The organism is Bradyrhizobium sp. KB893862 SZCCT0404 (assembly GCF_018130885.1).
GTDB lineage: Bacteria > Pseudomonadota > Alphaproteobacteria > Rhizobiales > Xanthobacteraceae > Bradyrhizobium > Bradyrhizobium stylosanthis.
In genome coordinates, this window is record NZ_JAFCLT010000002.1 from 1,061,445 (window position 1) to 1,078,865 (window position 17,421).

Annotated in this window: 15 protein-coding genes and 1 pseudogene; 5 read left to right on the forward strand and 11 right to left on the reverse strand. The window is 66.2% G+C overall.

Annotation, left to right across the window (positions count from 1 at the left end; translation table 11 throughout):
• Positions 1-25: 25 nt before the first annotated feature.
• From JQ617_RS13775 to JQ617_RS13785, 3 genes are read right to left on the reverse strand one after another with little or no spacing between them, the layout of a single operon-like run.
• Positions 26-1,333 carry an NAD(P)/FAD-dependent oxidoreductase gene (locus JQ617_RS13775; RefSeq protein ID WP_212026760.1) on the reverse strand — a complete coding sequence of 436 codons (1,308 nt, stop codon included), beginning with the start codon at positions 1,331-1,333 and terminating at the stop codon, positions 26-28.
• Between the two features lie 16 nt (positions 1,334-1,349).
• Positions 1,350-2,066: an HAD family hydrolase gene (locus JQ617_RS13780; RefSeq protein WP_212026761.1), complete on the reverse strand. Its 717-nt coding sequence runs from the start codon at positions 2,064-2,066 to the stop codon at positions 1,350-1,352.
• 36 nt (positions 2,067-2,102) lie between these two features.
• The gene (locus tag JQ617_RS13785; RefSeq protein ID WP_212026762.1) at positions 2,103-3,185 is read right to left on the reverse strand and encodes an ABC transporter ATP-binding protein; all 1,083 of its coding nucleotides are present in this window, start codon (positions 3,183-3,185) and stop codon (positions 2,103-2,105) included.
• 210 nt (positions 3,186-3,395) lie between these two features.
• Between JQ617_RS13785 and JQ617_RS13790 the strand changes: the two are divergent.
• Positions 3,396-4,332, forward strand: a pseudogene (locus JQ617_RS13790) (LysR family transcriptional regulator).
• Between the two features lie 15 nt (positions 4,333-4,347).
• Here the strand turns inward: JQ617_RS13790 and JQ617_RS13795 are convergent.
• From JQ617_RS13795 to JQ617_RS13825, 7 genes are all read right to left on the reverse strand, one after another.
• Entirely contained in the window at positions 4,348-5,805 is a 1,458-nt protein-coding gene (locus JQ617_RS13795; protein WP_212026763.1) for a M81 family metallopeptidase, read from the reverse strand.
• Between the two features lie 69 nt (positions 5,806-5,874).
• Positions 5,875-7,065, reverse strand: coding sequence for a mannonate dehydratase (uxuA, locus tag JQ617_RS13800; RefSeq protein ID WP_212026764.1), 1,191 nt, complete (start codon positions 7,063-7,065; stop codon positions 5,875-5,877).
• Between the two features lie 13 nt (positions 7,066-7,078).
• Positions 7,079-8,128, reverse strand: coding sequence for an L-idonate 5-dehydrogenase (locus JQ617_RS13805; RefSeq protein ID WP_212026765.1), 1,050 nt, complete (start codon positions 8,126-8,128; stop codon positions 7,079-7,081).
• Complete coding sequence (locus JQ617_RS13810; RefSeq protein ID WP_063689940.1) at positions 8,125-9,531, reverse strand: TRAP transporter large permease; 1,407 nt, start codon at positions 9,529-9,531, stop codon at positions 8,125-8,127. Before JQ617_RS13810 ends, JQ617_RS13805 begins: the two co-directional genes overlap by 4 nt.
• A gap of 4 nt (positions 9,532-9,535) precedes the next feature.
• The gene (locus JQ617_RS13815; protein ID WP_212026766.1) at positions 9,536-10,114 is read right to left on the reverse strand and encodes a TRAP transporter small permease; all 579 of its coding nucleotides are present in this window, start codon (positions 10,112-10,114) and stop codon (positions 9,536-9,538) included.
• 129 nt (positions 10,115-10,243) lie between these two features.
• Positions 10,244-11,203, reverse strand: coding sequence for a sialic acid TRAP transporter substrate-binding protein SiaP (locus tag JQ617_RS13820; RefSeq protein WP_212026828.1), 960 nt, complete (start codon positions 11,201-11,203; stop codon positions 10,244-10,246).
• An 89-nt stretch (positions 11,204-11,292) separates the two neighbouring features.
• Positions 11,293-12,108: a FadR/GntR family transcriptional regulator gene (locus JQ617_RS13825; RefSeq protein ID WP_212026767.1), complete on the reverse strand. Its 816-nt coding sequence runs from the start codon at positions 12,106-12,108 to the stop codon at positions 11,293-11,295.
• Between the two features lie 142 nt (positions 12,109-12,250).
• Here JQ617_RS13825 and JQ617_RS13830 point away from each other — a divergent pair, with 142 nt between their 5' ends.
• Positions 12,251-13,732: a mannitol dehydrogenase family protein gene (locus tag JQ617_RS13830; RefSeq protein WP_212026768.1), complete on the forward strand. Its 1,482-nt coding sequence runs from the start codon at positions 12,251-12,253 to the stop codon at positions 13,730-13,732.
• Positions 13,733-13,838: 106 nt separating this feature from the next.
• Positions 13,839-14,246 carry a nuclear transport factor 2 family protein gene (locus JQ617_RS13835; RefSeq protein ID WP_063689954.1) on the forward strand — a complete coding sequence of 136 codons (408 nt, stop codon included), beginning with the start codon at positions 13,839-13,841 and terminating at the stop codon, positions 14,244-14,246.
• 67 nt (positions 14,247-14,313) lie between these two features.
• Here the strand turns inward: JQ617_RS13835 and JQ617_RS13840 are convergent, their stop codons facing one another.
• Entirely contained in the window at positions 14,314-15,024 is a 711-nt protein-coding gene (locus JQ617_RS13840) for an HAD family hydrolase (RefSeq protein ID WP_212026769.1), read from the reverse strand.
• 146 nt (positions 15,025-15,170) lie between these two features.
• Between JQ617_RS13840 and JQ617_RS13845 the strand changes: the two genes are divergently transcribed.
• Complete coding sequence (locus tag JQ617_RS13845; protein ID WP_212026770.1) at positions 15,171-16,019, forward strand: SDR family oxidoreductase; 849 nt, start codon at positions 15,171-15,173, stop codon at positions 16,017-16,019.
• A gap of 121 nt (positions 16,020-16,140) precedes the next feature.
• Positions 16,141-17,409 carry a serine hydrolase domain-containing protein gene (locus JQ617_RS13850; RefSeq protein ID WP_212026771.1) on the forward strand — a complete coding sequence of 423 codons (1,269 nt, stop codon included), beginning with the start codon at positions 16,141-16,143 and terminating at the stop codon, positions 17,407-17,409.
• Positions 17,410-17,421: the final 12 nt, after the last annotated feature.

A 17,421-nucleotide genomic window follows, 5' to 3' on the forward strand; every position in this document is an offset into this window, starting at 1 on the left:
CGCCTCCTCCATCGCCAAAATGATCTCACCGACCGATCGCATCGAGAAACTGGTACCAGCCGGCGACCATGCGCACGGCGGGTTCGCGCAGCGGATAGAACGGAATCGCCTTCATCCGGCTGACATCGAGCAGGCCGACGTCGGGGCTCTCGCCGCGCACGAGGGCGGCGAGATAGCGGCCCATCAGGCTCGACATCGCAACGCCGGCGCCGTTGTAGCCGAGCGAGACCAGCGTGCGGTCGTCGAGCCGGCCGATATGCGGCACCGAGTCCAGCGTCATCGCGACGAGGCCCGACCATTTGTATTCGAGCGGAATGTCGGCGAGATCCGGGAAGATGCCGACCATCGCCTTGCGCAAGGCGTCGAAGGCGGCCTGCGAGTCCTCCTTGCCGAAAGCGCCGCGGCCACCGAAGATGACGCGGTTGTCGACCATGCGGAACCAGCGCATCATGCGCTTGGTCTCGGTATAGGTGCGCCCCGTCGGCATCAATTTTCCCGCAAGATTGCGCGGCAGTCGTTCCGTCGCGACCATGGCGCTGCGGAACGGGATCAGCGTGCGCTGCAGATGCGCGGTCGCGCCGGTCAGGTCGGAATAGCTGTTGGTGGCGATGATCGCCTGCTTTGCGCGCACGGCGCCTCGTGGCGTCTCGGCGACGATGCCATCCTTCTCCCGCCGAAGTTTTATCACCGGCGATTCCTGGAAGATGGGCACGCCGCGGCCGGCCACGCCGCTCGCGAGCCCGCGCAGATAGTTCAGCGGATGGATGCCGCCCGAGCCGGGATTGAGCACGCCGCCGACGAAAATGTCGGAGCCGGTCTCCTCGCGCACGCCGTTCCGGTCGAGGATGCGGACCTCGGCCGATCCCATCTCGCGCGTCATCCAGTTGGCTTCGTCGATCGCAGCGCGGAGCGTCGTCTCGTTATGTGCAGCCTTGACCTGGCCGGTGCGCGTCAAATTCGCACTGGCGATGCCGAATTCGGAGACGAGCTCCTCGACCATGTCGGTCGATTCATGCGCGATCTCGTACATGCGCTTGGCCATGGCGCGGCCGTGCACAGCGTCGATCTCGCGGAACGAGAGGCGGAACTTTGCGGTGATCACCCCGCCATTGCGCCCGCTCGCCCCCCAGCCGGGACGGTTCGCCTCCAGCACGATCGGTGCGAGTCCACTCCTGGCGATGTGGTGCGCGGCGGAGAGGCCGGTATAGCCCGCACCGATGATCACCACATCCGCCTGCTGGTCGCCCGACAGCACGGGAAAGGCGCGCGCCGGATCCGCCGTGGCTTCCCACAGCGAATTGACCGATGGCAGCGCGCTCCAGTCCCGTGTCATGCCCGTGCTCACGACCTTACGCCGCCGGCCCGATCGCCGCGTCGGCCAACGCCTTCAGCGTCGGATAGTGGAAGTCCGGCTTTGTCAAAGTCTCGACCGCCGGCGTGCCGCCGAAACCGGCGATACCCTGGCGGCGCTCGATCCAGCACACCTTGTAGCCGAGTTTCCGCGCGATCCCGATGTCATGGTACTGACTCTGCGCGACGTGCAGGATGTCGGACTGCTTGTAGCCGAACGCCGACTGGCGACCCCTGTTGTAGGCGAAGAATTCCGGGTTGGGTTTTGCAACGTCCGTGTCGTCGGCGCAGACGGTGTCGTCGAAGGGATTGCCGAGCGCATGCGCGTAGCAGGACAGCGCGACACGGTCGGCATTGGTCATCGCCACCAGGCGGAACTTGGTGCGCAGGCGCTTCAAGGCCTCGACCGAATCCGGAAACGGACCCCAGCGCAAGACGGCGAGCTGGAACACGTCGCAGGACGCATCGTCGGCGGGCAGCCCGAGCTCCTTGGCGAGATAGCGGTAGACATGGAACATCACCTCGCTCGAACGCTCATAGTGCTTGTCGCGGCCGCGCTTGTAGGATTCGAAGATGACGTCGTCGCTGAGCTCGGCCGGCGTCTTGCCGGAGATCCTGCGCACCGCTGCGAGCACGCCGGCCTCGAAATCGATCAAGGTGCCGACGACGTCGAAAGTGAGAACCTTGAAGTTGCTGAACGCGGCTTGGGTCGACATGTGGTTTCTTCTCTCCGGTTGGACGCGGCGTTAGGTTCAGTCCCCCACCCGGGGCACGACGATGGTGTCCTCGGGGTGGAGCGTGACGGTGAGGCTGCCGCCGAGCGGCGGGATGCGGTGATAGGCCTGGTGATAGGCCGGCTGGCGCAGGCTGAGCGCGATGCCATCGGCGAGCGCCAGGAAGATGCGCAGGCTCTCGCCCTGGTAGACGATGTCGGTGACCGTCCCGGTCAGCCGGTTGCAGGCGCCGTCCTGCGCGCCGTCGTCGATCAGCAGCTTCTCGCTGTGCACGGCCAGCATCAGCGCATCGCCGTCGGGAATGGCGCGGGCACTGCGCAGAAGTGCGTTGCCGAGCGCGACGCTGGAGGCGTCGACGCGGCGAACGGGGAGCATCGTCGCCTCGCCGATGAAGCTGGCGACGAAGGAATCCGCGGGGTGATCGTGCAGCCGCTCGGGCACGTCGATCTGGACCAGCCTCCCGTCCTTCATCACGGCGACGCGGTCGCTCATGGTCAGCGCCTCGCGCTGGTCGTGGGTGACGTAGATGATGGTGGCGCCGATGCGCCGGTGCAGCGCCCGCAGCTCGATCTGCATGGATTCGCGCAGCTGCTTGTCGAGCGCCGAGAGCGGCTCGTCCATGAGGATCAGGCGCGGCTCGAAGATCATGGCGCGCGCGAGCGCGACGCGCTGGCGCTGGCCGCCCGAGAGCTGCGCGATGCCGCGCTCCTCATAACCGGCAAGGCCGACCATGCCGAGCGCCGCACGCACCTTGTCCGGCCAGAACGATTTCGGCAGGCGCCGCGCGCGCAAGGGGAAAGCGACATTCTCGCCGACGCTCATATGCGGGAACAGCGCATAGTTCTGGAACACGACGCCGATGTCGCGCTTGTGCGGCGGCATGTAGGTGACGTCGCGCCCGCCAAAGAGGATTGTGCCCGAGGTCGGCAGAATGAAGCCGCCCAAGATGCCGAGCAGCGTGGTCTTGCCAGAACCGGAGGGGCCGAGCAGCGAGACGAACTCGCCGGCGCCGACATTGAGGGACACGTCGTCGAGGGCGCGCACCGCGCCGTAAGCCTTGCTCGCGGACCTGATCTCGACGCTTTCCGCTCGTTTGTCCAACGATCGACCTCGCCATGTCCTGCAATGGCGTGCCTCACTGCGCGCCATAAGCCTGCTTTATAGACAGGGATCTGGAGCCCGCACCGTCAAAGCGTGCGCCGCACCAAATCTTCTCCCGAAGCCCCTGTGTTTAGGCTGTCATGCCAATGACACCAGACTTGGCAAAACTCGGCAATTGCCAAATTCTCACCGCGTCCATAACATGACGTTATGCCAGAGCTGCGCCGCATGCTGCCGTCGAGTAACGCCCTGTTCGTCTTCGACGCGGCGGCGCGCAACGGCAGCTTCACCGCGGCGGCGGCCGAGCTGAACGTCACGCAGCCCGCGGTGAGCCGCATGCTGGGCCAGCTCGAGGATCATCTCGGCGTCCGCCTGTTCGATCGCAAGGCGGGCCGCGCCGTGCTCACCGAGGAAGGCGAGCTGCTCTATCGCCGCGTGCTCGAAGGCTTTCGCAGCATCGAGAGCGGGCTCACCGAGATCGAGCGGCGTCGCAAGGGCACCGAGACGGTGACGCTGTCGGTCTCCTCCCTTCACCACGCACTGGCTGATGCCGCGCATCGACAAGCTGCAGAAGCAGTTTCCGCAGGTCGACCTGCGCTTCCAGCTCATCTCCGGCGCGCTGCGCGGGCCGGTGGAGAATGTCGATCTCGGCATGCGCTTTCGCGACCGTGACGAGCCGTCGTCCGGCGGCACGCTGGTGATGAAGGAAGCGATGCTGCCGATGTGCAGCCCGGCCTATCTCGGCGAGACCGATCCCGCCGAGGGCAACACCATCATCCGCCTCGCGGAGACGCCGGGCGACTGGGCCGCGGATTACGCCTCGCTCCTCACCGGGCGCCGCGGCGCGGCCAAGGGACTGAGCTTCACCGACTATGCCGTCGTGGTGCAGGCCGCCCTGCTCGGCCAGGGCATCGCGCTCGGCTGGCTCACGGTCGCCTCGCACTGGCTGCTGACCGGCGCGCTGGTGCCGGCCTCCGACCGGCTCACCACCACGCGCCGCATCTGCGAATTCCTGCCGCCGCGCAACCGGGCGATGCGCCCGATCGCCGCCGAGATCCGCGACTGGATCATCGCGCAGATGCGAAGCGAGATCGCCGCGATCGACCGGCTCTATCCGAAGCTGAAATTGATGACCGCCTGCTATTGAAGCGCGGATGCGCCGTCAGCCGGCGTCCAGCGGCCATTTCGGACGCTTGATCTTGCGATACGGCAACGAGGTGATGTCGCGCGCGACCACGCCGGGCACGTCGACCATGATGACCCTCGCGGCGATCGGCTCGAACGACGCGCGGAAATGCTGGGATGACTTGACCACGACGATCTTGCGCTGCGCGGGATCGACCCCGAGCTGCGTAAAGAGATCGGCGCCGAAGGCCTGGCAACGGAAGGTCGAGAGCGCGACCTCGACGCCGTTGCACGCAACAAGCGCGCAGTCGCCAAGCTTCGCCGGCGTCCCCGCAAGTCCCGTCATGACCATGTCCGGCCTAAGTGCGCGGATCTCCCAGACGGCGTCGACGGGATCGCCGGACAGCGGCCCGATCTTGCCGCCGATGCGCAGGCCAAGGCGCGCGCCAACACCGGCATCGAAGGCAATCCGCACGGCGCCCGGGTCCCACAGCGGCCCGAGACAGGCGCTCGCGACGTTGCGGTCGATGAGGCGCCGCAGGATATAGGTCGAATCGCCCGGCGCGCCGCCGCCGGGATTGTCATTTCCGTCGCCGAGCACCACCGTCCCGTTCGTGGCCACTGCCGCATCGAGCGCGGCATCGACGCCGATCAGGGGCTCGACGAGCGCATCGCGCAATTCGCACAGCTCGCGCGCCAGGCGTTGCGCCAGCTCTCTCCCCCGCGCGCCGTCGGGATCCATCGCGGCGTCGCTGTAGACAAGCATCCTGGTGCCCATGTCAGGCACGTCGCCCCACGAGAAGCCGTGCACGATCGAGACCGAGACGATGCCGTCCTTGCCCTCGAGCGCGCGCACGCGGTTCACAAAGCTCTTTCCCGGCTCGCGCGTGGTGTGCAGCGTCGCGATCATGCCGGTATCGACGACCGCGGATTTGAGCTTGAGCCGCTTCTCGGCCAGCGCCGTGCAGAACCCGACGAGTTCCCTCGCCCGCTCCAGGATGTCCGTGTGCGGGTACTCCTTCCAGCAGATCAGCAGGTCGGCATTGCCAACCATGGCGTCGCTGAGATGGGTATGCGGGTCGAGCGTGCCGCCGATGACCGTATCAGGTCCGACGATCTGCCGGACGCGCGCAAGGAGATCGCCTTCGCAATCATCATAGCCGTCGGCGACCATGGCGCCGTGCATGCCGAGCAGGACCATGTCCACGGGAAGAGCGGCCTTGAGGTCCGCAAGGAGCTGGTCGCGCAGGCTCTCGAAGGCCGCGCGCGTCACGATGCCGTTGGGCACGGCCGCCGCCACCAGCCCCTCGATCAGGGTCCAGCCACGCGAAGGCCCGACCTCGCGGGCGGCCCAAAGCGGGCCGCCGTGCATCTGCATCCGGTCGGGATGTTGCCCGGCCGGATAGTAAGCACGCTCGTGGAATGCCGACACGCCTGTCGGCATCGGCGCAAAGGTGTTGGTCTCGGTGGCAAGGGCGGCGGAAAAGACGCGCATGGAAGGTCAGCTCTCCCTGATTTCGTCCCGGAGTATCGCCGCTCTGCCGCCAAAACTAAAGCGCTGGCATCACCGATGCTCGATCGCCCGGATCGCGCCGCGGAGCTCAGCAAGGCCGCGCAGGCGCCCGATCGCGGTGTAGCCGGGATTGGTGCGCTTGGTCGCGGCGAGATCGTCCAGCATGCGGTGGCCGTGGTCGGGCCGGAACACGATCCTCTTGTCCTTTGAGCGCTTGGCGTTCTCCTTCAGGAGCGCCTTGAGCACCGCGACCATGTCGACGTCGCCGTCGAGATGATCGGACTCGTAGAACGACAGGCCGTCCGCCTCGCGCTTGGTGGCGCGCAGATGGGCAAAGGCGATGCGCGGGCCGAAGCGTTCGGCCATCTCGGGCAGGTTGTTCTCCGCGCGCACGCCGAGCGAGCCCGTACACAGGCAGATGCCGTTGGCCTTCGACGGCACGGCGTCGAACAGCGCCTGGTAGTCGTCCGCGGACGAGGCGATGCGCGGCAGGCCGAACAGCGGCCGCGGCGGATCGTCCGGATGCAGGGTCAGCGACACCCCGAGCTGCTCGGCGACCGGCGTCACCTGCGCCAGGAATTCGGCGAGATGCTGCCGCAGGATCTTTGGCGTGATGTCGCGGTAGGTCTCGAGCCGGTCGCGGAATTGCGGGATCGTCATCGGCTCGGTGGTCGAGCCCGGCAGCGCGCTGGCGATCACCATCACGAGATAGTCGATGTCGGCCTGGCTCATCTTCTCGAACAGCGCTTTCGCGCGCGCCTGCTGCTCCGGCGAATATTCCTGCGCGGCGGCAGGGCGCTTCAGGATGTGCAGCTCGAACGCGGCAAAGCGGTCCTGGTCGAAGCGCATGGCGCGGGCGCCGTTCGGCAGCTCCCATTCCAGATCGGTGCGGCACCAGTCCACGACCGGCATGAAATTGTAGCAGATGATCTTGATGCCGCTGGCGGCGACCGCCTCCAGGCTCGCGATCCACGCCGCGATCGACTTCGTCGCCTTGCCCCCGAGACGCTTGACGTCGTCGGGGATCGGGATCGATTCCACCACCGACCAGGTCAGTTGCGAGCGGCCCGGCTGGCCGTTCTCGATGAAATTCTTGCGCTCCTCGACCGCCTTGCGCGTCCAGGCTTCGCCGATCGGCACCTGATGCAGCGCCGAGACGATATCGCTCGCCCCGGCCTGCCTGACGTCGTCGAGCGAGACCGGATCATCCGGTCCGTACCAGCGCCATCCCTCGAGCATCATGAATTGTCTCCGATCAGTTGGCGGTCAGCACGACCTTGACGCTCTGCGAGCGGTCGAGCGCGAGCCGCAGCGCGTCGGGTGCGGTGGACAACGGCCGCTCGGCGGTCACCAGCGACAACACGTCGACGCTGCCGTTGCCGATCAGTTCCACCGCGGTCATGAACTCGAAGCCGAAGCGGAACGAGCCGCGCAGGTCGATCTCCTTCGCCATCACCGCGTTCGACGGCGTCGGGATCTGGCCGCCTGGCAGATTGCCGATCTGGACCACGACGCCGCCGCGCCGGACGATGCCGATCGCGCTGGCGAGGCCCGCAGCAGTCCCCGAGACCTCGAACGCGACGTCGTAGGGACGCGACGCGGCCTGGGCCTTCAGGCCTTCCTCACCACCCGAGACGTTCTCGACATGCGTAGCGCCGAGCTTGGTCGCAAACGCAAGCGGGGCCGGCGCGATGTCGGCCACGGTGACATCAGCCATGCCGGCGCGGTGAGCGGCGAGCATGGTCAGTAGGCCGATCGGCCCGGCGCCGAAGATGATGCCGCGCTTGCCCTCGATATTGCCGGCGCGCGCGACCGCGTGCAGGCAGACCGCGAGCGGCTCGGCCAGTGCTGCCGCCTGATACGACACATGGTCCGGAATCTTCACGCACTGCGCCGGGACCGCGTCGAAATAATTGGCGAAACCGCCCTGCATGTGCGGGGTCTTCGAGGCCGAGCCCATGAAGTAGATGTTCTCGCAGAGGTTCGGCCGGCCCTCGCGGCAGGCGGCGCAATGGCCGCACCAGCGCGACGGGTTGACCGCGACGCGATCGCCGACCTTCAGGTTGGCAGCGGCGCCTGCGATCTCCACCACCTCGCCCGAGATCTCGTGACCGAGCACCAGCGGCGACTTCACGACGAAATCACCGGTCCGGGCGTGACGGAAATAGTGCATGTCCGAGCCGCAGATGCCGCCGGCGCCGAAGCGGATGCGCACCATCCCGTTCGCGAGCTTGTCGAGCGGATGCTCGACCATGCGCAGGTCTTCGGGGCCGAACAGGGTTGCGGCGAGAGCGGTCGAGGTCATTTGGAGAGTCCCATGTATTTAGGCAGCCAGAGGGTCAGTTCGGGAATGTAGGTGATCGCGATCAGCGCGAGCATCAGCGGCACCAGCCAGGGCAGGATCGCGACCGTCGTGCGCTCGACCGAGAGTTTTGCGACACGGGCGAGCACGAACAGCACCATGCCGAGCGGCGGATGCAGCAAGCCGATCATCAGGTTCAGCGTCATGATCAGGCCGAAATGGATGGGATCGATGCCGAGCTTGAGGACGATCGGCAGCAGGATCGGCACCAGGATGGTGATCGCCGCCGTGGTGTCGATGAAGCAGCCGACGAACAGGATCAGCACGTTTGCGAGCGCCAGGAACACCCATTTGTTGTGGGTGATGCTGAGCATCCAGTCCGACAGCATTTGGGCGGCCTGCGACACCGTCAGCAGCCAGGCGAAGATCGAGGCCGCGGTGACGATGAACAGCACCGAGGCCGTGGTCTCGATGGTGTCGAAGGTCGCCTTCGCCACGGTCTTCAGGGTCATGGTGCGGTAGCGGACGAGGCCGAGGAACAGCGACCAGATCACGGCGGCCACCGCGGCTTCCGTCGGCGTGAACCAGCCGAGCGTCATGCCGCCGATCAGGATGACAGGCGCCATCAGCGCCATCACCGCCGAGAAATCGAAATACCAGTCGATGATCAGCAGCGTGCCGAGACCGATGACGACGGCCATGTTGACCGACATGCCGGCCATCACCATCAGCCAGATCGCCATCGGGAACGCCAGCACGATGGCGATCTCGAGGCCGGCCGAGCCGAGCTGCGGCCAGGAGAACGGCGTGTCGCTGCCCCATTTGTTCTTGTGCGCGAAATAGGTGACCGTCGCCATCATCAGCAGCGTCATGACGATGCCGGGAATGACGCCACCCAGGAACAGCGCGCCGATCGAGACGTTCGCCATCATGCCGTAGATCACGAAGGGCAGCGACGGCGGGATGATCGGCCCGAGCGTGGCCGAGGCCGCGGTGACGCCGACCGAGAACTCGGTGGAGTAGCCGTGGTCCTTCATCGCCTTGATCTCGATGGTGCCGAGACCCGCGGCGTCCGCGATCGCGGTGCCGGACATGCCGGAGAAGATCACCGAGCCGATGATGTTGACGTGGCCGAGGCCTCCGCGCATCCACCCCACCAGCGCGACCGCGAATTTGTAGATGCGGCCGGTGACGCCGGCGATGTTCATGAGATTGCCGGCCAGGATGAAGAAGGGGACGGCGAGCAGCGGAAAGCTCTCGACGCCGGCGATCATGCGCTGCGCCAGCGTAACGTCGGGCGTCACGCCGCTGACCAGGATGTAGAGCAGCGACGACGCGGCCATGGCAATCGCCACGGGAACGCCGAGCAGCATCAGGACGAGGAAACCTCCGAGCAACAGGAACATGGGATTACCCTTCAAAACCGTCGTAGGCGCCGGGACGTTCGAGGATCGAATAACCCTGTCGCAAATGTTGAATGGCCACCTGCACCGAGCGCGCGAACATCAGCACGAAGCCGGCCAGGACGGCGTAATAGACGTAGTCCTTGGGAAGATTGATCGTCGTCATCGACTCATCGCCGATGATCTGGATGTAGACCCAGACCAGCTTGATGGCGTAGCCGAAGAAAGCGATCCGGATCAGGTCGATCGCCGTGGACAATGCGCGCGCCACGGGATGCGGCAGATAGCGGTAGATCAGGTCGACCTGGATGTGCCGCGACAGCCGCACGCACATCGAGGAGCCGATGAAGACCACGCCGATCAGGCAATAGGTCGCGATCTCCTCGGTCCAGGCATAGCTGTCGTTGAGGACGTAACGGGTGAAGAACTGCAGGAAGACGGCAAGCGCCATCACCCAGAAGATCACGAGCGCCACCCAATCCTCGAAGGCGTAGACGCCGAGATCGACCTTCGGCGTCGCCTCCTCCTCGAAGGTATGGGCGATCTCGTCGCCGGTGATCTGCCTGTGCACTTCGACGGTGGACATGGGGTTACCTCTCTCCAAATCGTCGTTCCGGGGCTCGCGAAGCGAGAACCCGGAACCTCGAGATCTCAGGTGCGCAATTGCGCACCGTAGGTTCGGTCCTGCGGACCGCCCGGGATGACGACTACGTCGTCACTTCACCGCCTGGATGCGTTCCCAGTCGGCCTTGCGATAACCGAAGGTCTCGAACGGAACGTTCTTCAGCACGATGTCGCGGAACTCGTTCTTGTCGACCTCGGTCACGGTCAGGCCCTTGTCCTTGAAGAAGGCGACGAGCTTGGCCTCGTTCTGCTTGATTTCCTCGGTGGCCTTGGCAGCGGCTTCCTGCGCGACGTCGGTGAAGATCTTCTTGTCCTCGTCGGAGAGCTTCTTCCAGAGCGCGCCGGCCACCACGGTGTTGAGGTGATCGACGATGTGGCCGGTCAGCACGATGTGCTTCTGCACCTCGTAGAACTTCTTGGCCTCGATCGTGGTCAGCGGGTTCTCCTGCGCCTCGACGGTGCCGTTCTGGAGCGCGAGATAGACTTCGGCGAACGCGATCGGCGCGGTGTTGGCGCCGCAGGCGCGCGGCATGGCGAGGTAGGCCGGCACGTCGGGCACGCGCATCTTCAGGCCCTTGAGGTCGGCGCAGCTCTTGATCGGCTTGTTCGACGAGGTCTGGCGCACGCCGTAATAGGTCACCGCGACGATGTGGTGGCCGCTCTTGTCCTCATAGCCCTTGGCGAGCTCCTTGAAGATATCGCTCTTGGTGTAGGCGAGGAGATGGTCCGCGTCGCGGAAGGTGTAAGGATAGTAGGTCACGCCGATCGGCGCGAAGCTCTTCGCCGCGAAGCTCGAGCCGGAGATGATGATATCGACCGAGCCGAGCGAGAGGCCCTGGTTGATGTCGGCTTCCTTGCCGAGCTGCGAGGCCGGATAGACATCGACCGTATAGCGCCCGTTGGTGCGCTTGCCGATCTCCTGCGCGGCCCAGACCGAAGCGGTGTGGAACGGCTCCGAGGTCTCGTAGACATGGGCCCATTTGAGCTTGGTCTGCGCCATGCCGGGATTGCTTGCTGCGAACATCGCCGCGACCGAAGTCGCCAGCACCATCGTCATCTTCTTCAACACTGTCTTATCCTCCACTGACTAAAGTCTGCTTCTTGTTTGTCCGCCCCAACATCGGGACGGACCGCCCAATCTCATCGACGCCGTGCACTGCCGCTCTTGGCACGCTCCTTGGGGCGTTCCTTGGCCTGCTTCTTCGGTGCGCTGTCTGGTTTTGCCGGAGCTCGCGCCGGCCGGTTTCCTCCGGCGGCAGTCTCGGCCCCAAAATTCTGCGCAAAGCGTTCCTGCGAGCGCGCCAGATGCTTCCGCATGGCCTCACGGGCGGCGTCGGGATCGTGTCTCGCGATCGCGTCGCGCACGGCACGATGCTCGTCCAGCGCGGTGCGCCAGGTGCCCGGGCTTTCGAAATAATGCGCAAGCTGCGCGAAATAGGGATTGAGGCGCTGGTCGAACAATTCGCCGACCACGCGCACCAGCACCGCGTTGCCGAGGCTGCCGGCTATCGCGACGTGGAAGGCGCGGTCATGCACCATCGAGGCTTCGCCGGGGTGCTCGACATTCTCCATCGCGACGAGCGAGGCATCGATGCGGGCGATATCGTCCCTGGTCGCGACGCGCGCGGCCTGCTCGGCGATCGCGCTTTCCAGGAATTCGCGGGCGCGCAGCAGCTCGAACGGGCCTTCGATACCGGCGGCCGGCAGCGTGGGTGCGGCGTCCGCGGGCTCGGTCACGTAGATGCCGGAGCCGACGCGGATGCGGACTCGCCCCTCGACCTCGAGCGCGATCAGGGCCTCGCGCACCGTGGGGCGCGAGATCTTGAGCTGCTCGGCGAGCTCGCGCTCGGTCGGCAAGCGGCTGCCGACCGCGTACTCGCCGCTGTCGATCAGGCTTCGCAATTGATCGGCGACCTGGCGATAAAGCCGTCTCGCCTCCACAGCTTCCAGCGGCACGCTGGTCCTCCCGAAAGGGCTGCGCGGGGGTCGTCAAACCCGCGGCCCGCCAATTTTTGGAAATTGGTCTTACCAATTGACCGGAGCATTGACCTGATACGGGCGCCATGTCAAGCAGCGGCAAAGCAAGGGGGAGACGTCCATGCGCAATTCAGAGCGCCTTGGCAGCGCCAATCTCGACCGGTTGGCACCCGGCATCCGCCGCCCGGCCTATGACCGCGCGCGCGTTACGCCCGGTATCGTGCATCTCGGCCTCGGCGCTTTCCACCGCGCGCACCAGGCGGTCGTCATCGACGATTGCATTGCCGGCGGCAGCATGTCCTGGGGCATCGTCGGCGCCAGCCTGCGCAGCCCGGATACACGCGACGCCCTCGCCCCGCAGGACCATCTCTACACCGTTGCCGTACGTGCCGCCGAAGGCACCGAACACCGCGTGATCGGCGCCCTGCTCGACAGCGTCGTCGCGCGCGAGAAGCCCGCAGCGCTGGTCGAGCGGATGGCCGATCCCGCCACCCGCATTGTCTCGCTCACGGTCACCGAGAAGGGCTATTGCCACACGCCGCAGACCGGCGATCTCGACGAGCGGCATCCCGATGTCGTGCACGATCTCAACAATTTTGACGCGCCGCGCTCGGCACCCGGCTTCATCGTGGCGGCGCTGGCACGCCGGCGCGCACAGGGACTTCCGCCTTTCACCGTGCTGTGCTGCGACAACCTCGCCGCCAACGGCCACACCGTGCAGCGGATCGTGACGCAGTTCGCCGCGCTCCGCTCCAAGGATCTCGGCAAGTGGATCGCGGACGACGCCGCCTTCCCTTCGACCATGGTCGACCGCATCGTGCCGGAGACGACGGACGCCGACCGCGATGCGGTGTCATCCGCGCTCGGCATGCGCGACGCCTGGCCGGTGATGACCGAGCCCTTCACGCAATGGGTGGTCGAGGACCGCTTCACGGCGGGCCGGCCCGACCTTGCCGCCGCCGGCGTCGAGCTCGTCACCGACGTCAAGCCGTTCGAGCTGATGAAGCTGCGACTGCTCAATGCCAGCCATTCGGCGCTGGCCTATCTCGGCTATCTCGCAGGTTACGAGACCATCGCCGACACCATGACCGATCCGCATTTCGCGCGTCTGGCCGCGCGGGTGATGGAAGAGGCCGCGGTGACGTTGACGATGCCCGCGGGCACGGATCTCGCCGCCTACCGCGCCTCGTTGCTCAAGCGTTTTTCCAATCCAGCGCTGCACCATCGCACCTGGCAGATCGCGATGGACGGCTCGCAGAAATTGCCGCAGCGCCTGCTCGGCGCGATGCAGGATCGTCTCGCGCGGAACCTGCCGGTCGATACGCATGCGCTCGCGGTCGCCGGCTGGATGCGCTACGTCACCGCCACTGACGAGAAGGGCCGCGCCACCGACGTGCGCGATCCGCTTGCGGCCGAGTTCGCCGCGCTGGCACGCGAGGCCGGTCCCGTCGCCGAACGGCTCGCGCCCGCACTGCTCGGCGTCCAGAAGGTGTTCGGGCCCCTGGGCGACGAGCCGCGCCTGCGCGAAGCCGTGACCGCGGCGCTCGGCCGTCTTTATAAAGACGGCGCGCGGCGGGCCGTGGAGACGCTTGTCTCGGCATGACCATAAAGTGGGCAGCGTCTTGAATGCTGCACTGCGGTCAAACCAAACGCAAAATCGAACGGAAGTCGCGCTTGATTTTTGCCTGTCATTGCCGCACCCGAGAGGTATGGCAAAGGACAGCAAGGTCATCGCCGCGAACGCGGCCTTCTATGCCGCCTTCTCCACCGGCGACTTCGCCGGCATGGAGAAGATGTGGGCGGACGACGACGCCATCTCCTGCATCCATCCCGGCTGGCCCGCGATCATCGGCCGCGCCACCGTGATCGGAAGCTGGCGGGACATCCTGCAGAATCCGGAACGGCCGCAGATCGTTTGCGCCGAGCCTCAGGCCATCGTCGACGGCGACAGCGCGCGCGTGCTCTGCATCGAGATCGTCGATGGCACCGCCCTGGCCGCAGCCAACCATTTTCGGCGCGTCGGCGACGGCTGGCGCCTCGTCCATCACCAGTCGAGCCCGATTGCGCAGATTGTCGAGCAGGCTGAAGACGATAGAGCGAGCCACAGGGTCCACTGACGACGGGCTCCCACGCCGGCGTGGTCTACTGTGCATGGGGTTGTTTTCCAACTTTTGTGTTGGCCCCTCATCCAAGGCCCGACAGATCATCCAGCACGGCCCTCGCCGCGGTGAAGTCGACATCCCCAAAAAACATGCTGCGCGTGATCAGCACCGGAATGTTGGCCTGCGAGGCCGCGATCAGGCCGTTTGCGGAATCCTCGATCGCGAGACAGTCGGCCGCGTCGAGCTTCAGCCGCGCCAGGATCTCGAGATAGACATCCGGCGCCGGCTTCTTGTGCCTGACATCGTCGCCGGCCACGATCGCATCGAAATCGGCGGCCCAACGCCGGCCCAGCGCCTGCGACAGCAGCGCATCGATATTGCCGTGCGAGGTGGTGGTCGCGATCGCAAGCCGCTGGCCCCGCGCCTTTGCAGCGTCGAGCAGCTCCGCCACGCCCGGCCGTAACGGGCAGCAGCCCGTCTCGACCAGCTCGGCGTAATGGGCAGTCTTGATGCGGTGAAGCTCGGCGATATCCGGGTCCGACAACGGCGGCGCGATCCACTGCCTGTTATGGTAGGCGCGCATGCGTTCCTTGCCGCCGGTGACGCGCAGCAGGTCCTTGTAGGTGGCCCGGTCCCAATGCCAATCGAGACCGTGACGGGCAAAGGCGTGGTTGAAGGCCCGCCGATGCAGTTCCTCGGTCTCGGCCAGGGTGCCGTCGACATCGAAGATCAGCGCAGCCGCGCGCCGGATCAGCTCGGCTGCACCCGCTGGAGCGATCGCTTCTGCCTGCATGGTCGATGCCTCCCTGTCACGGGCGACCATCGCCCGCACTGGCGGCCGAGTAAAATCGCAATATCTTTTGCCGGACCCAAAAATCTCTTATGAGCGACAGGCGCACCGCCAGCGCGAACGGGAACCTCGACCTGCACGGGAGACGCATGCGGCTCTTCATCCTCGGCCTCGGCTACAGCGCCCAGCATTTTGCCCGCAAGTTCGGCGGCGCCTTCTCGCACATTGCCGGCACGGTGCGCGATCCCAAGAAGCGGGACGACCTTGCGGGTATCGAGCTGCATGGCTTTTCCGGCGGCAGCCCGACCGATGAGACCGTCAGGCGCCTCAGCGAGGCCGATGTCGTCCTCGTGTCGATCCCGCCCGGCAGCACCGGCGACCCCGCTCTCGCGGCATTCGGCGACGTGCTGACGGGAGGCCGCCGCAAGATCATCTATCTCTCCACCATCGGCGTGTATGGCGATCACGGCGGAGCGTGGGTGGATGAAAGCACGCCGCCCCAGGCCGCCTTCGAGCGCACGCGCCTGCGGCTCGCGGCCGAGCAGGCCTGGATGGACATCGTACCGGGCAACGTCGCGATCCTTCGGCTCGCCGGCATCTACGGCCCCGGCCGCAACGCCCTTGTGACGCTGCGCGCCGGAACGGCCCGGCGCATCATCAAGCCCGGGCAGGTCTTCAACCGCATCCACGCCGATGATATCGCCGACGCGATCGTGGCCGCGATCGGCCACGAAGGCGCCGGCATCTTCAATGTCTGCGACGACGAGCCCGCACCGCCCCAGGACGTGATCGCCTATGCCGCGCGGCTCATGGGTGTCGCGCCGCCGCCGGAAGAGGCGTTCGAGACCGCCGAGATGTCGGCGATGGCGCGCAGCTTCTATGCCAGCAGCGCCCGCGTCTCCAATGCGAAATTGAAGCGTGAGCTCGGTGTCACCCTCGCCTATCCCAGCTATCGCCAGGCCCTGGATGCGCTGTGGCGCGCCGGCGAAGGCCGCTAGGTTCCGGCACGTCCGGCGCCTCCCAGACATGCCCTGCCCGCGCTTGACTTCGTTCCGGCGCGGTCGTGATCTAGGCAGCGCGCGAGCCACTGCGATAACGAGCTCGCCTGGGAGGAATAGAATGAACAAGACGATCGCCATGATCGCGGCGGCGGCGGCCGCCATCACGCTCGGTGCAGCACAGGCCGCGCCGCTGCCCGAAACCACTCCGGACGACGCCGGCTTCTCGAAGCAGGGTCTTGCGCGGCTCGACAGTTTCTTCGCACGCGAGATCGCCGCCAAGCGCGTCCCCGGCGCGGTGGTCGCCGTCGCGCGGGACGGCAAGCTCGTGCACTACAAGGCCTATGGCATGCTCGATCCGAACAAGGGCACGCCGATGCCGGTCGATGCGATCTTCGCGCTGGCCTCGATGACCAAGCCGATGGCGGCGGTCGCCGGCCTGACCCTGATGGAAAGGGGCCAGCTGCCGCTCCAGGCCAAGCTGTCCGACTACTATCCCGGCTTTGCCGACATGAAGGTCGGCGTGCCCCAGAGCGACGGCTCGCTCAAGCTCGAGCCGCAGGCCTCGCCGATCTTCATCCACGATCTCTACCGGCACACCTCCGGATTGATGTATGGCGGCCGCCCGGACTCGTCGAGCCCGGTGGCGCGGCAATACCCTGACGGCGTCGCGCCCGCGATCGAGGGCGACACCCAGGCCTTCGTCGACCGCATCACGAAGCTGCCGCTGGCGCATCAGCCCTCGACCGAGTTCGAGTATGGTTTTTCGATCGACGTGCTCGGCGCCGTGGTCGAGAAGGTCAGCGAGCAGAAGCTCAGCGACTATCTCGCCGCCAATGTCTGGCAGCCGCTCGGCATGAAGGACGCGACCTTCCATCCGACCGACGCGCAACGCCCTCGCCTCGCCCGCCCGTTCGCGAACGATCCGCTGACCGGCAAGCCGCAGACCATCAAGCTGCTCGATAGCCCGACCAAGTTCGATTGCGGCGGCGCCTGCTCGTTCGCGACCGTCGGCGACTACGTCCGCTTCGGACAAATGCTGCTCAACGGCGGCGAGCTCGACGGCCAGCGCATCCTCGGCCCGAAGACCGTGCACCACATGACGACCAACCACCTCGGCCCGGAGATCAAGAACAACGTGGCGAATGTCGAGCCGCATCGCGGCGGCTTCGGCTTCGGCCTTTCCGTGGCGGTCCGCACCGGCGAGGGCCTGTCGTCGGTCCCCGGCAATCCCGGCGAGTTCACCTGGAACGGCGCCTACGGCACGCAGTTCTTCTGCGATCCGAAGGAGCGCCTCGTCGTCGTGGTGGGAACGGCGGCGCCGGGCGAGCTGCGCAAATATTATCGCGAGCAGGTCCAGGACATCGTCTACGGCGCGATGACGAAGTGAGACCAGCGCCTC

Coding starts and splice junctions, on each gene's coding strand:
- JQ617_RS13815 (WP_212026766.1), bottom strand. CDS start 10,114: ATGTCCACCGTCGAAGTGCACAGGCAGATCACCGGCGACGAGATCGCC.
- JQ617_RS13840 (WP_212026769.1), bottom strand. CDS start 15,024: ATGCAGGCAGAAGCGATCGCTCCAGCGGGTGCAGCCGAGCTGATCCGG.
- uxuA (WP_212026764.1), bottom strand. CDS start 7,065: ATGATGCTCGAGGGATGGCGCTGGTACGGACCGGATGATCCGGTCTCG.
- JQ617_RS13835 (WP_063689954.1), top strand. CDS start 13,839: ATGGCAAAGGACAGCAAGGTCATCGCCGCGAACGCGGCCTTCTATGCC.
- JQ617_RS13805 (WP_212026765.1), bottom strand. CDS start 8,128: ATGACCTCGACCGCTCTCGCCGCAACCCTGTTCGGCCCCGAAGACCTG.
- JQ617_RS13775 (WP_212026760.1), bottom strand. CDS start 1,333: ATGACACGGGACTGGAGCGCGCTGCCATCGGTCAATTCGCTGTGGGAA.
- JQ617_RS13780 (WP_212026761.1), bottom strand. CDS start 2,066: ATGTCGACCCAAGCCGCGTTCAGCAACTTCAAGGTTCTCACTTTCGAC.
- JQ617_RS13795 (WP_212026763.1), bottom strand. CDS start 5,805: ATGCGCGTCTTTTCCGCCGCCCTTGCCACCGAGACCAACACCTTTGCG.
- JQ617_RS13845 (WP_212026770.1), top strand. CDS start 15,171: ATGCGGCTCTTCATCCTCGGCCTCGGCTACAGCGCCCAGCATTTTGCC.
- JQ617_RS13810 (WP_063689940.1), bottom strand. CDS start 9,531: ATGTTCCTGTTGCTCGGAGGTTTCCTCGTCCTGATGCTGCTCGGCGTT.
- JQ617_RS13830 (WP_212026768.1), top strand. CDS start 12,251: ATGCGCAATTCAGAGCGCCTTGGCAGCGCCAATCTCGACCGGTTGGCA.
- JQ617_RS13820 (WP_212026828.1), bottom strand. CDS start 11,203: ATGGTGCTGGCGACTTCGGTCGCGGCGATGTTCGCAGCAAGCAATCCC.
- JQ617_RS13850 (WP_212026771.1), top strand. CDS start 16,141: ATGAACAAGACGATCGCCATGATCGCGGCGGCGGCGGCCGCCATCACG.